The sequence below is a fragment of the Micromonospora sp. NPDC049171 genome (genome assembly GCF_040648275.1).
In the GTDB taxonomy this organism is placed as follows: Bacteria; Actinomycetota; Actinomycetes; order Mycobacteriales; family Micromonosporaceae; genus Micromonospora.
Genome location: NZ_JBEZDJ010000002.1, coordinates 95446 through 108696, shown reverse-complemented (window position 1 = coordinate 108696; position 13251 = coordinate 95446). Strand labels below are relative to the sequence as shown.

Annotated in this window: 13 protein-coding genes; 8 read left to right on the top strand and 5 right to left on the bottom strand. The window is 72.2% G+C overall.

Features of this window, described 5'->3' with window-relative positions:
• Nucleotides 1-76: 76 nt before the first annotated feature.
• On the bottom strand, nucleotides 77-1117 hold the full coding sequence (locus AB0B14_RS03245; RefSeq protein WP_357072456.1) for an SAM-dependent methyltransferase: 1041 nt from the start codon (nucleotides 1115-1117) through the stop codon (nucleotides 77-79).
• A gap of 72 nt (nucleotides 1118-1189) precedes the next feature.
• Here AB0B14_RS03245 and AB0B14_RS03240 point away from each other — a divergent pair, with 72 nt between their 5' ends.
• Nucleotides 1190-2095, top strand: a complete 906-nt coding sequence (locus tag AB0B14_RS03240) for a zf-HC2 domain-containing protein (RefSeq protein ID WP_357520990.1) — start codon at nucleotides 1190-1192, stop codon at nucleotides 2093-2095.
• Nucleotides 2096-2105: 10 nt separating this feature from the next.
• Here the strand turns inward: AB0B14_RS03240 and AB0B14_RS03235 are convergent, their stop codons facing one another.
• On the bottom strand, nucleotides 2106-2750 hold the full coding sequence (locus AB0B14_RS03235) for a TetR/AcrR family transcriptional regulator (RefSeq protein ID WP_357520988.1): 645 nt from the start codon (nucleotides 2748-2750) through the stop codon (nucleotides 2106-2108).
• Between the two features lie 135 nt (nucleotides 2751-2885).
• Here AB0B14_RS03235 and AB0B14_RS03230 point away from each other — a divergent pair, with 135 nt between their 5' ends.
• Entirely contained in the window at nucleotides 2886-4046 is a 1161-nt protein-coding gene (locus AB0B14_RS03230) for a peptidoglycan recognition family protein (protein WP_357520986.1), read from the top strand.
• Nucleotides 4047-4152: 106 nt separating this feature from the next.
• Here AB0B14_RS03230 and AB0B14_RS03225 read toward each other — a convergent pair whose 3' ends face one another.
• Complete coding sequence (locus AB0B14_RS03225; protein WP_357520984.1) at nucleotides 4153-4551, bottom strand: VOC family protein; 399 nt, start codon at nucleotides 4549-4551, stop codon at nucleotides 4153-4155.
• Nucleotides 4552-4650: 99 nt separating this feature from the next.
• On the opposite strand from AB0B14_RS03225, the gene AB0B14_RS03220 reads away from it, so the two are divergent.
• The 6 genes from AB0B14_RS03220 (at nucleotide 4651) to AB0B14_RS03195 (ending at nucleotide 11773) form a co-directional block, all read left to right on the top strand.
• Nucleotides 4651-5628: a YafY family protein gene (locus AB0B14_RS03220; protein WP_357520982.1), complete on the top strand. Its 978-nt coding sequence runs from the start codon at nucleotides 4651-4653 to the stop codon at nucleotides 5626-5628.
• A gap of 103 nt (nucleotides 5629-5731) precedes the next feature.
• Nucleotides 5732-6892, top strand: a complete 1161-nt coding sequence (locus AB0B14_RS03215; protein WP_357520980.1) for an acyl-CoA dehydrogenase family protein — start codon at nucleotides 5732-5734, stop codon at nucleotides 6890-6892.
• Nucleotides 6882-8096: an acetyl-CoA C-acetyltransferase gene (locus AB0B14_RS03210; protein ID WP_357072478.1), complete on the top strand. Its 1215-nt coding sequence runs from the start codon at nucleotides 6882-6884 to the stop codon at nucleotides 8094-8096. Before AB0B14_RS03215 ends, AB0B14_RS03210 begins: the two co-directional genes overlap by 11 nt.
• A gap of 14 nt (nucleotides 8097-8110) precedes the next feature.
• Nucleotides 8111-10267 carry a 3-hydroxyacyl-CoA dehydrogenase NAD-binding domain-containing protein gene (locus AB0B14_RS03205; RefSeq protein ID WP_357520978.1) on the top strand — a complete coding sequence of 719 codons (2157 nt, stop codon included), beginning with the start codon at nucleotides 8111-8113 and terminating at the stop codon, nucleotides 10265-10267.
• Nucleotides 10264-11394 carry a CaiB/BaiF CoA-transferase family protein gene (locus AB0B14_RS03200; RefSeq protein WP_357520976.1) on the top strand — a complete coding sequence of 377 codons (1131 nt, stop codon included), beginning with the start codon at nucleotides 10264-10266 and terminating at the stop codon, nucleotides 11392-11394. Before AB0B14_RS03205 ends, AB0B14_RS03200 begins: the two co-directional genes overlap by 4 nt.
• Nucleotides 11395-11485: 91 nt before the next feature.
• Nucleotides 11486-11773, top strand: coding sequence for a hypothetical protein (locus AB0B14_RS03195; RefSeq protein ID WP_357072488.1), 288 nt, complete (start codon nucleotides 11486-11488; stop codon nucleotides 11771-11773).
• Here the strand turns inward: AB0B14_RS03195 and AB0B14_RS03190 are convergent, their stop codons facing one another.
• Nucleotides 11774-12595: a cytochrome c oxidase assembly protein gene (locus AB0B14_RS03190; protein WP_357072491.1), complete on the bottom strand. Its 822-nt coding sequence runs from the start codon at nucleotides 12593-12595 to the stop codon at nucleotides 11774-11776. It lies immediately after the preceding gene.
• The gene (locus tag AB0B14_RS03185) at nucleotides 12592-13074 is read right to left on the bottom strand and encodes a DUF2243 domain-containing protein (protein WP_357072494.1); all 483 of its coding nucleotides are present in this window, start codon (nucleotides 13072-13074) and stop codon (nucleotides 12592-12594) included. Before AB0B14_RS03185 ends, AB0B14_RS03190 begins: the two co-directional genes overlap by 4 nt.
• Nucleotides 13075-13251: the final 177 nt, after the last annotated feature.

The window sequence follows — 13251 nt, the reverse complement described above, 5'->3', positions numbered from 1 at the left end:
GCAAAGGGAACGCACGAGGGCCATGCGACCCGGATGGGGTGGCGCATGGCACGGTGGGGCGGAGGTGCGCGGCCGTTCAGGCCGGGCGGCGGGCCACCAGCACGTCGCGCATGATCGACTGGTCGACCCGGTGCCGCAGCGCGCGGTAGGGCTCCTCGTCGACCACGGTGAGGCCGGCGTCGGCAAGCGCCGCCGCCGCGTCCTCGCGGCTGGCGACGTGGGTGTTCCACGAGATCCCGAGCGCCCCGCCAGGGCGCAACAACCGGGCCCAGACCGGCGCGGCGTCCGCGAGCAACGCCAGCGGGTCGCGAGTCAGGCCATGGTCTGCGGTACGGCTGCCGTGCTGCACGCCGTACGGGGCGTCGGCGACGATCAGGTCCACGGTCTCCGGGCGGAAGAACTCCCCCGAGCGGGCCGTGTCGGCGTTGACCACGTCCAGCAACTGCGTCTGGCCGGCCTTGTGCTCCTCGCGGGTCGGCGCCAGCTCGATCCGCACCCGTCGGCCGACCACCTTGCGTTCGCGCCGCACCGGCCCCGACTCCAGCACCCGGTGCTTGACCCGCTTCTGCTTCAGCCAGGTGGTGATGAACGTCCGGTACGCCTCGACGTCCTTCTGGTCGCGCTCGATGCCGGCGGCGTCGAACCCGTACATCAGGGCCTGGTTGAGAGTGGTGCCCCGACCGCAGAGCGGGTCGAGCACCCGGAACCGTCGGCTGGTCAGCTCGCCGGCCCAGTCCGAGGCGAGCAGGGTGACGTTGAGCAGCAGCTTGGTGAACTGCTCGTTGGTCTTGCCGGGGTACTTCTGGATGGTCAGCAGGTCGTCGTCGTAGCGGTCCAGTCGGCTCCACTCGATCGGCCGCAGCAGCTCACCGACGATCTCGAACAGCGCGTACCCCGCGGAGAGGTTGCCCAGGACGGCCAGGTCACGTTCGGTCAGCCCGTCGCCGGTGAACGTGACGTAGGACGCCCCTCCGACAACCTCGGTGTCCAGCTCACCGACCTGGCCGTCCAGGGCCGAACGGCCGAAGATCTCCAGCTCGGCCCGGGTGAGGTCGACGGCGGAGCGGGCGTACACCCGGTTGGTGGCGGGCAGGATCAGCAGGCCGTAACGCGTCATGATCCGGCGAGTATTCCACAACCCGCCACGGTCGCCGGGAACCGGAGCGGTCGCTGGAGCGACTACCGGTACATGGGGTGTGAGCAGTGGCGGGAGGTCCTGTCCGCGCAGTTGGACGGGGAGGAGACCGCCGCCGAACTGGCGGCGGTGCAGGGGCACCTCGACGGGTGTGCCGAGTGCCGGGCCTGGTTCACGGCCGCGGCCGCGGTGACGCGTCGGGTCCGTACCCGGTTGGTCGCCGATGTGCCCGACCGCACCGCGGCGATCCTGGCCGCCGTCGCGGCCGAGCCGACCCGCCGATCGCGGTGGCGGCGTCTGGCCGGCGCTGGTCGGCTGGTGGCCGGCCTGCGCGCGGCGCTCGGGCATGGTCGGTTGGTCACCGGGCTGCGCGCGGCGCTCGGGCTGCTCGGCGCGGTGCAGTTGGTGCTCGGTCTGGCCCAGGTGGGCCGGGGCGCGACAGCCGACCACCTGCACCCGACCGGCCAGCACCTGTGGCACGAGTCGGCCGCGTGGAACGTGGCGGTGGGCGCCGGCTTCCTCTTCGTCGCGGTACGCCGCAGCCCGCCGGCCGGGCTACTGCCGATGCTCAGCGCGTTCGTCGGCACGTTGCTGCTGCTCTCGGTCAACGACCTGGCCACCGGCTCGGTGGGCGGGGAGCGGTTGGTCAGTCACGGCTTCCTGGTGGTCGGCTACCTGATCACGGTGGTGCTGTCCCGGCCCGGTCTGCGCCCCGGTGGACCCGCGCCGCAGCGGCAACCGGCACCGTCACGCTGGCGGTTCGGGGCCGACGAGGTGGACCGGCCGCTGCGGGTGGTTCGCCCCGAGTCGTACCCGGCGCAGGCCGCCGACCGCTATGCCGCACCGGCGGCGCGTACCGACCAGGCCGCACCGGCGGCGCATGCCGGGCAGGCCGCACCGGCGGCGCGTACCGACCGCTCCGCTGGTGCCGGGCAGGCCGGCGGACGCCGCGCCGCCTGAGCGGGCTCCGTCAGCCCTCCGGTCGCGCCGGATCGCCGCCGGCGATGGCCTGCGGGATGACCTGTTCGACGATTGTCAGCAGGGTGGTGGCGAGCAGCAGGTGCACCTGGGCGCGGGTCAACGCGCCGCGCTGGAGCCACTCCCGGGCGGTCGACGTGGCCAGCCCGCCGTACGCGCGAGCCATGGCCCGCAACTCTTCCCGGTGCCCTGCCTCGCCGGCCAGGCCGACGGCGACGAGCATGCGGTCCGCGGCGACCTCCTCGGCTTCGGCGAGCACCCGCTCCACGTCGGCGTCGCCGCCCATCCCCCGGGCGGTGACCGCCGCCAACCAGGAGGTGCTGTGCCGCGACACCACGTCGAGAAACCAGGAGACGCTCGCGTCGACCCGGGTCCGCAGGTCATCCTTGGGCAACCGTTCGAGGGCGACCTCCGGGATTGTCACCATGACCCGGACGACCTCCAGATAGAGGTCCTTCTTCGCGCCGAAGTAGTGGTTGACCAGACCGCGAGCGACACCCGCCTCGCGGGCGACGTCGGTGGTCGACACGTCCGCGTACGGGCGTTCGCCGAACAGCCGGACCGCGCAGGCCAGGATCTGCCCACGCCGGGCGTCCGGCTCCAGACGGCGGCGGCGCGGAGCCGTCTCGACGTTCATCTGCCCGACCCTATCGAGCGGCCTGCGGTGATCCACCTTCTGCTCTACCCTTGCCACGCATCAGTGACAGTCCGACCAGTGCGGCCGAAACGTCCATGCCATCGGACCGGATCAACTGAGTAAGGGAGCGAAGTCTTGGTTTCTCGACGTCGATTGTTGTCTGGCGCGGCCGGTGCGGCCGTCGGCCTGTCGGCCGCCGGTGCGTTCGGCGGGTCGGCGACAGCGGCCCCGTCCACCTCCACGGTGACGGCGCCGCTCGCGGCCCGCCGTGGTCGACTGATGAGCCGAACGGTGGTGACCGCTCCGGCCATCCCGTTGACTCACCTGTCCGTCGCGCACAGCGGCCCGGCGGCGGCGGTACGCCTGCGTACCGGCAAGGGGTGGAGCGACTGGTTGGAGATCAGCGCGTGCCCGAACGGCCGGGACGGTCGGGCGGTGTCGGCCCGGTCGGACATCGTGGTGGCCAACGGCGCGACCGGATACGAGGTCCAGGTCGGCGACGGCTCGGCGGCCACGGTTGTCGAGCTGAACATGGTCGACGGGGCTCGGCAGACGGTCGCGAACGCGGAGACGAACAGCCTTCCGCTGCCGCCCGGCACCCGGCGGCCGCCGACGTACCTGCCCCGGTCCGGCTGGGGAGCTGACGAGTCGCTGCGGCTCGGCCCGAACGGCAGTGTGCTGTGGCCGGGCGAGTTCTATCCGGTGCAGACGCTGACGGTGCACCACAGTGGGGTGTACGAGCACAACGAGGACCCCGATCCGGCGGCCACGGTTCGCGCCATCTACTACGACCAGTGCGTACTGCAGGAGTTCGGCGACATCGGCTACCACCTGTTGATCGACGAGGGCGGACGGGTCTACGAGGGGCGCTACTCCGACCCGGGGCCGCAGCCGGTCTACGGCCCGGGGGCCGGCAGCGACGGTCGGCCGCTCATGGTCAACGCGGCGCACGTGGGCGGTTTCAACGCGGGCAACATCGGCGTCTGCCTGCTGGGCCGGTACACGTCCCGCCTGCCCAGCCCCGCCGCGCAACGGTCCCTGGCCCTGGTCCTGGCGGGGCTCAGCCTCACGAGTCGACTCAACCCCACCGGTCGGATCGGATACGTCAATCCGGTCAGCGGGGCGGGTGGCAACGTGGCCGTTATCTCGGGCCACCGGGACTGGGCGAGCATCGGAGCCGATCCGACGGAGTGCCCGGGCGACTACCTCTACCCGTACCTTGGCGAGCTGCGCCAGGACGTGGCGACTCTGGCCGCGACGCTCCCGACGCCGCCGCCCCGGCCGCCGAGGCGCTAGTTCACGGCCCTGCCACGCCGCCCTCCTCCAGCGCGCCCACCGCCCTGGTGGGGGGCGGCGCGCCATCCTGCCCGCCGAAGCCCGAGCCACGGCTGCGCCCACCTGGTCAGCGGCCGAACTTCTCGATCGCGTCGGGGGTCACCGGGGTGAAGAAGTTGACCAGGTTGCCGTCGGGGTCGCGGAAGAGCAGGGCTCGGTTACCCCAGGGCATGGTCGTCGGCTCGTTCACGAGGTCCTCCACCACATCCTTCAGCTTCTCGTAGAGCGCGTCCACGTCTGCCACGAGGAACTCGATGATCACGGTGTGGTTGTCGGCCGGGCGGGCCGACCCCGGCGCGAACAGTGCGACGGTGCGGGTACTGCCGATCGCCAGCGTGCCGTGGGCGGTGCGCAACTCGGCGAAGTCCTCGTTACCCCAGGCCGCCTGCACGCCGGTGATCTTCTCGTAGAAGCCGACCAGGCGGTCGATGTCGCCGGTGATGATGCGGATCGATACGAAATCCATGCCTTCTCCCTGCTCAGTACGGTTGGTACTGGTCTGTCGTCCGAACGCTAACTCGAATACTGGACAGATCTGGTCCAGTATTCGAGTTAGGTTCAGAACGTGGCACGACCGACAGCCCAGGTGCTCGCACTGCTGGGGCTCCTGCAGTCCGGCGGCGTCCGGACGATGGCCGAGCTTGCCGAGCGCCTCGGTGTCGAACCGCGCACAGTGCGGCGCTACGTGAGTCACCTGGTGGACCTCGACGTGCCAGTGGAGTCGGTGCGCGGTCGCTACGGCGGGTATCGGCTCGCCGCCGGCTATCGTCTGCCGCCGCTGATGTTCAGCGACGACGAAGCCGTGGCCGTCCTCCTCGGCCTGGTTGCCGGCCGCCGTGCCGGGCTGGCGACGGCCACCGGTACGGCGGGCGAGACCGCCGCCGCGAAGATCCGGCGCGTCCTGCCGTCGCGGATCGCGGACCGGCTGGACGCCGTACTCCAGTCCCTCGCCTTCACCACCGAACCTGGTGACTTCCCTGCGCCGCAGACAGACGTCCTACTCACGGTCGCCGAGGCGGTCCGCCAGCACCGGCCCATTTCACTCCAGTACACCTCGCGCGACGGCAGGCGTAGCGTCCGCGCGCTGCATCCGTTCGGGCTGGTCAACCATGCGGGCCGGTGGTATGTCACCGGGGTCGATCCGGATATCGGTGAGGATCGAACCCTTCGGCTCGACCGCATCGCGGACGCGAGAACGCTGTCCGGCTCGTTCGAGCCGCCGGTTGGGAACGATCCCGCAGGACACCTCCTCACCTCGATGGCACAGGCGCCGTACCAGCATGCGGTGTCGCTGCGGATACAGGGAACACGTGAGCAGATCCGCAGGCAGCTACCGGCCAGCATCGCCGAGGTGCGAGAGGGCGCGGACGAGGGCTGGCAGGACGTGGAGATCCGGGCAGAGAGTCTCGACTGGTTACCCGCTGTGCTCGCCGCGCTCGACCTGCCGTTCGTCATCGAACGCCCCGACGAACTCCGCGACCGTGTCGTCGCGCTCGCTGAGCGGTTGGCGGCCTCCGGACGACGTGGGTCGACCCGCAGCTAAGGCCTGTTTCATAAGAACTGGCCGGCCTGCCAGGACGTGTCGCTGGCGGACTGCTGTTCGAGACTTATTGACATGCTGCCAACAGCGCGCGAGGGTGGTGCACATGCCGACGCCCGACGGTCCCCCCTCGCCCTGGCGCGAACCGGAGCACGACGACCTCGCGGACCTGGCCCGCACCTTCTTCAGCAAGGAGGTGCTGCCGCACACCGACCGCCTGCTGGCGCAGGGCCATCCGGACCGCGAGCACTACCGGCGCGCCGGTGAGCTGGGGCTGCTGGGCCTGTCCGTCCCGGAGGAGTACGGCGGCGGGGGCGGCCGGTTCACCCACGAGGCAGTGCTGCTGCACGAGCAGACGTACACCGGGGAGAGCAGCCTCGGGCTGGCCGTCCACAGTGGCATCGTCACCGGCTATCTGGTGGCGTACGGCAGCGAGGAGCAGAAGCGGCGGTGGCTGCCCGGCCTGTGCAGCGGTGAACTGGTCGGCGCGATCGCGATGACCGAGCCGGACGGCGGCTCCGATCTCCAGGCGATGCGGACCCGGGCGGTCCGCGACGGCGACGACTACCTGGTCACCGGCGCGAAGACGTTCATCACCAACGGCGGCCTGGCCGACCTGATCATCGTGGCCGTGAAGACCGACCCCGAGCAGCGGGCGGCAGGTGTCTCGCTGCTGGTCTGCGAGGTGAGCGGCGACCCGGAGGGCTTCCGTCGGGGCCGCCTGCTGTCCAAGATCGGGCTGCACGCCAACGACACCGCCGAGTTGTTCTTCGACGAGTTCCGGGTGCCGGCGGCCAACCTGCTCGGCGACGCCGAAGGGCTGGGCTTCATCCAACTCATGCGGCAGCTCCCGCAGGAACGGCTGGTCATCGGCGTCGGCGCGGTCGCGGCCATGGAACGGGCCGTCGAGCTGACCGTCGCGTACGCCAAGGAGCGCACCGCCTTCGGCAAGACGCTGATGGGCCACCAGAACACCCGGATGGTGCTCGCCGAGTGCGCCACCCGCACCCGGGTCAGCCGGGTCTTCCTGGACGACTGCATCGTCCGGCACACGCGCGGCGACCTGGACGCGGCGACCGCGGCCATGGCGAAGTCCTGGCTCACCGACGGGCAGTGCGAGGTCATCGACAGGTGTCTGCAGCTGTTCGGCGGCTACGGCTACACGACGGAGTACCCGATCGCCCGGATGTACGCCGACGCCCGGGTCCAGAAGATCTACGGCGGCACCAACGAGATCATGAAGGAGTTGATCGCCCGTGCCCTCTGAGGCGTACGTCTATGACGCGGTCCGGACCCCGCGCGGACGCGGCCGGGACACCGGCGCGCTGCACGGGGTCAAGCCGATCTCGCTGGTGGTCGGCCTGATCGACGCGTTGCGCGAGCGCAACCCCGGCCTGGACGTGGGCCGTCTGGAGGATCTGCTGCTCGGCATCGTGACCCCGGTCGGCGAACAGGGCGGCGACCTGGCACGCGCCGCCGCGCTGCTGGCCGGGCTGCCCGACGAGGTGGGCGGGGTGCAGCTCAACCGGTTCTGCGCCTCCGGACTGGAGGCGGTCAACTCGGCCGCCGCGCGGGTCCGCTCCGGCTGGGAGCACCTGCTGCTCGCCGGCGGGGTCGAGTCGATGTCCCGGGTGCCGATGGGCTCCGACGGCGCGGCCTGGGCCACCGATCCGCAGACCGCGCTTGCCACCTCCTTCGTACCGCAGGGCGTCAGCGCCGACCTGATCGCCACCCTGGAGGGCTTCACCCGCGACGACGTGGACGGCTACGCGCTGCGGTCACAGGAGCGGGCCGCCAAGGCCTGGGCCGGTGGGCACTTCGCGCGCTCGGTGGTGCCGGTCCGTGACGGCAACGGGCTGGACATCCTCGCCGTGGACGAGCACCCGCGCCCGGAGAGCACCCGGGAAGGGCTGGCCCGGCTGACCCCGTCCTTCGCCACCATGGGCGAGGCCGCCGGCTTCGACGCGGTCGCCCTGCAGAAGTTCCACTGGTTGGAGGCCATCGACCACGTCCACCACGCGGGCAACTCGTCCGGCATCGTGGACGGCGCCGCGCTCGTACTGATCGGCTCGGAGCAGGTGGGCCGGGACCTCGGCCTGACCCCGCGGGCCCGGATCGTCAGCGCGGCGGTCACCGGTGCGGACCCGACGCTGATGCTGACCGGCCCGATCCCGGCCACGCACAAGGCGCTCGCCGTCGCCGGGCTGACAGTCGACGACATCGACCTGTTCGAGATCAACGAGGCGTTCGCCGCAGTGGTGCTCAAGTACGTCCGCGACCTGGGCCTCGACCCCGACGCGGTGAACGTCAACGGTGGCGCGATCGCGCTCGGCCACCCACTCGGCGCGACCGGGGCGATGCTGCTCGGCACGGCGTTGGACGAGTTGGAGCGCCGCGACCTGCGCCGCGCCGTGGTGACCCTCTGCATCGGCGGCGGCATGGGCGTCGCCACCGTTCTCGAACGCTGCTGACCCGGGGGACGACCATGACCAACACCATTCGGTACGACCGCGACGCCGACGGCATCGTCACGCTCACCCTGGACGACCCCGACCAGTCCGCCAACACCATGAACCGGGCGTACGCCGCGTCGATGAGAGCCGCACTGGACCGGCTGGAGGCCGAACGCGATCTCGTCGGCGTGATCGTGACAAGCGCCAAGTCCACCTTCTTCGCCGGTGGCGACCTGCCGGAGATGGTCCGGGCCACCCGCGCCGACGCGCCCGAACTGACCGAGCTGCTCCACACCATCAAACGGGACCTGCGTCGGCTGGAGACGCTCGGCCGACCGGTGGTCGCCGCGGTCAACGGCTCCGCGCTCGGCGGTGGCCTGGAGATCGCGCTCGCCTGCCACCACCGGATCGCGCTGGACGTGCCGGACAGCCGGCTCGGGCTGCCCGAGGTGACCCTGGGCCTGCTGCCCGGGGCCGGCGGCGTCACCCGGACGGTACGGATGCTCGGCCTGGCCACGGCGCTGACCACGGTCCTGCTCACCGGCCGACGGATGCGCCCGGCCGACGCGCTGGCCGCCGGGCTGGTCGACGAGGTGGTGGCCACCGAGGCGGAGCTGCTGGACCGGGCCCGCGACTGGATCGCCGCCAACCCGCAGGCCAGCCAGCCGTGGGATCGGCCGGGCTACCGGATGCCCGGCGGCACCCCGGCCAGCCCCTCGTTGGCCGCCCAACTGCCGGCCTTCCCGGCCACGCTGCGCAAGCAGCTCAAGGGTGCCCGGCTACCCGCACCGGAGGCGATCCTGGCGACCGCCGTCGAGGGCGCGCAGGTCGACCTGGAGACGGCGTTCACCGTGGAGACCCGGCACCTGATCGGCCTGCTCACCGGGCAGGTCGCCAAGAACATGATCGGCGCGTTCTTCTTCGACCTGAAGGCCGTCAACGGCGGCGCGGCCCGACCGACAGACGTGCACGCCCCGCCGGTACACCGGGTGGCGGTGCTCGGCGCCGGCATGATGGGCGCGGGCATCGCGTACGCCTGCGCCAGCGCCGGGTTGGACGTGGTGGTCAAGGACGTCACACCGGAGGCCGCCGGTCGGGCGCGGGCGCACGCCGAGCGGTTGCTGGCCCGCACGGTACGCAAGGGCCGCGCGACGGAGACGGACGCCCGAGCCGTGCTGGACCGCATCACCACCACCGCCCAGGTGGACGCGTTGGCCGGCTGCGACGTGGTGATCGAGGCGGTCTTCGAGGACCCGGCGCTGAAGAAGGCGGTCTTCGCCGAGGTGCTGCCGGTGGTGGCACCGGGCGCGCTGCTCGCCTCCAACACCTCCACCCTGCCGATCACCGGGCTGGCCGAGGGAGTGGACCGGCCGGCCGACTTCATCGGCATGCACTTCTTCTCCCCGGTGGACCGGATGCCGCTGCTGGAGATCGTGGTCGGCGCGCGAACCAGCGACGCCGCCCTGGCCAGGGCGTTCGACCTGGGCCGGCGGATCGGCAAGACCCCGATCGTGGTCAACGACGGTCGGGGCTTCTTCACCAGCCGGGTGATCGGTCGGTTCCTGGACGAGGCGGTCGGCATGGTCGCCGAGGGTGTCCCCGCCGCGTCGGTGGAGCAGGCCGCGTTGCAGGCCGGCTACCCGACCGGGCCCCTCGCGCTGGCCGACGAGGTCAGTCTCACCCTGATCCAGCGGATCCGCCGCCAGTTCGAGGCGGCCAGCGAGGAGTACCTGCCGCTGCCCGCGCACCGGCTCGTGGACGAGCTGGTCGACGCGTACGACCGGTCGGGGCGTACCGCCGGTCGGGGCTTCTACTCCTACGACGACGGCACCCGCGGCCGGTTGTGGCCCGGCCTCGCCGACCTGGTCACCGACGCCGGCCGGGCGGTGCCGTTCACCGACCTCCAGGAGCGGATGCTCTTCGCCGAGGCGCTGGACGCGCTGCGCTGCCTCGACGAGGGGGTGCTGCGCACCGAGACCGACGCCAACATCGGCTCGATCTTCGGCATCGGCTTCCCCGCCTGGACCGGCGGGGTCATCCGCTACGTCCGGCAGTACGCGGGCGGTCCCGCCGGTTTCGCGGCCCGCGCCGCCGAGCTGGCCGAACGGTACGGCGACCGGTTCACGCCCCCGGCCGACCTGGTCGACCGACTCGCGGCCCACCCCGTCGAACCGGTGGGCGTCGCGTGACGGCGGCGCGCGGTGGGCCGTTGGCCGGGGTGCGGGTGGTGGAGTTGGCCAGCCTCGCGCCGGCGCCGTTCGGCTGCATGGTGCTCGCCGACCTCGGCGCGGACGTGGTGCGGGTGGACCGGCCGGGAGGCCCGGGTGCGGGGCGGCTGGCCGCGCCGACCGGTGGGCCGTTGCAACGCGGCCGGCGGGTGACCGCACTGGACCTGAAGTCCCCGGCCGGCGTGGCGGACCTGCTGCGCCTCGCCGAGCGCGCGGATGTGCTGGTCGAGGCGTACCGGCCGGGGGTCGCCGAACGGCTCGGCTTCGGCCCGGAGGTCTGCCAGGCCCGCAACCCCCGACTGGTGTACGCGCGGATGACCGGCTGGGGTCAGGACGGCCCGCTGGCGGCCCGCGCCGGGCACGACATCGACTACATCGCGGTGGCGGGGGCGTTGGAGCCGCTGGGTCGGGTCGGCGAGCGCCCGTACCCGCCGATGAACCTCCTCGCCGACTTCGCCGGAGGGGGCATGCTGCTCGCCGTCGGCGTGTTGGCCGCGCTGCTGGAACGGGAACGCTCCGGCGTCGGCCAGGTGATCGACGCGGCCATGGTGGACGGGTCGGCGCTGCTCACGGCGTTCCTGCACGGGCTGCTCGGCAGTGGCCTGTGGTCTGCGCCGCGCGGGCGCAACCTGTTCGACGGCGGCGCGCCGTTCTACGACACGTACGCCACCGCCGACGGTGGATTCATGGCCGTCGGCGCGGTGGAACCGGTCTTCTACGCCGTACTCCTCAGTGGCCTCGACCTCGCCGACGACCCGGACCTGCCCGCCCAGTACGACCCGAGCGGCTGGGACGAGCTGCGCCGGCGCTTCACCGAACGGTTCGCCGAGCGGACCCGGGACGAGTGGACGGCGGTCTTCACCGACCTGGACGCCTGCGTCGCGCCGGTGCTCGCCCCCGGTGCGGCGCACCAACACCCGCACAACGCCGCGCGGGGCACCTTCGTCGAGGTCGGCGGCGAGATCCAACCGGCCCCGGCACCCCGCTTCGACCGTACGCCGGCCGACCGACCAACCCCGGCTCCGGACCCGGAGAGGGACGTCCAGCCGGCGGCGGCGATTCTCGACAGCTGGCCGCGACGGACCTGACGGCTCTACAGGTCCCGGAAAGTGATGGCAGGCTCGGCAGAGCCGGATCCCGGCCGGGACGGCAGCCACCTCTTCCAGGGAGTCGACGAGCATGGCCACGGACCTGTGGAAGGGCCACATCAACGGAATCCTCTACGGAATCCAGTTCGAGCAGGTGCTCGACGACTCGGTGGTGGCCTGGGTCGCCCGTGGCGTGATCGACGGGCGCTACCCGGGCGACCGGACCGCGACGCTGGACGCGCTGGACCAGGCGCTGCGCTCGGAGGTCCCGCTCAACGACGAGATCGAAACCCGGCACAGCGAGGAGAGCATCCGCACGTTCATCCAGCGCCTCTCCGCCGCCCTCCAATCGCGCATCTCCGACCCCCGGCCCCGTTGATCAAGAGCTTCCCGCAAACCTCTTGGCCAACGGACGGAGGCGGTGCGGGTGCTGGTGGTACCAGGTGGCGAAGAGGGCTACCGCCAGGAGCAGCTCAGCCAGGTCACCGCCGTAGTACATGAGCTGGGCGGCGGCCCGCAACGCCTCCGGATCCGGGTTGTCGAGGCCGGGCGGAAGGATGCCGGCCCGCGCGTACAGGTACTTGGCCAGCACGGCATGGCCGGCCGCCGCACCGAGTAACGCGCCGACCCGTACCGCCAGCCCCGGCCGGCGCGGCGCCGGATCCGGCCCGGCCAGGGACCAGGCGAAGAGGTAGCCGGCGGCCAGGTAGTGCAGGTGTACGGCGTGGTGCAGCACGGGCTGCCGCTCGGCCGCCGCGTACAGCGGGGTGAGCAGCACCAGCGCCAGCCCACCCGTGCTGAGCAGCGCTGCGGTCACCGGGTGCGCGATCAGGTGCAGCGGGCGAGCGCGCAGCGACCGGCCCACCGTCCGGCGTACCGGTGTGGGCGCGACCCGCAGCAGCAGGGTGACCGGGGCGCCGAGCACCAGCCCGAGCGGGGCCAGCATGCCGAGCAGCAGATGCTGCGTCACGTGCCCGCGCGGGTCGTCCGGGAGCTGCGCCAACGGCCCGACGGCGACCGCCAGCATTGTGCACCCGACCAGCCAGGCGGCGGTACGCCGGTGGTCCCAACCCCGGGGGTCACGCACGGCGGCCAGCAGGTAGCCGCCGGCCAGCAAGGCGACCGGGAACAGCGGGAGCCAGGCCGGCCCACCCGCCGCGTGCCCGCCGTGCGCGAGCGCGGGCGGCACGGCCACCGTCATCGGCGGCGCTCGCGCCTTCGGGCGCGCCGGACCAGCAGGGCGCCGGCCAGCAACAGCGCCGCGCCGGCCACGTTCCACACCACGTCGTACGGCACGAGGTGCACCCCGTAACGGATCTGGTGCAGCCGCAGGACCTTGTGGTCGATCAGCCCGTCGAAGAGCTGGAACCCGCCGGCGCCGAGCAGGAAGCCACCCCAGGCGAGCCGGGCCGACAGGGCGTGCCGCCGGCGCAGGTCGGCGAACCAGAAGAACCCACCGACCAGGGCGATCACCTCGGCGGCGTGCAGCAGCCCGTCCGAGAGCAGCGCCACCGCGGGGGTCGACCGGTCGTAGAAGTGGTGCCAGGCCAGCAACTGGTGGAAGACGATCTCGTCCACCGCCGCCATGGTCGCGATGCCGAGCAGGACGCCGGCGAGCGCCGAGGCACGTACGTCCGGCACGTCGGCGGTGCGCCCACTCGGCAGGCTCGAACCGACCACCACACACCTCACATCCGCCAGTCAAGGCCCAAAATACCCCAGATGCCACGAAACGTGACCGCCAGAGCCGGCGTGGCGACCCAGCGGCAACATCCCCGTTTCGTGTCTCCGGGGCCTCGCGCGGCATGATCATGGAGCTGGGGCGGGTCGGGCAGCCTCGCCGGCAGCGGAACCCGA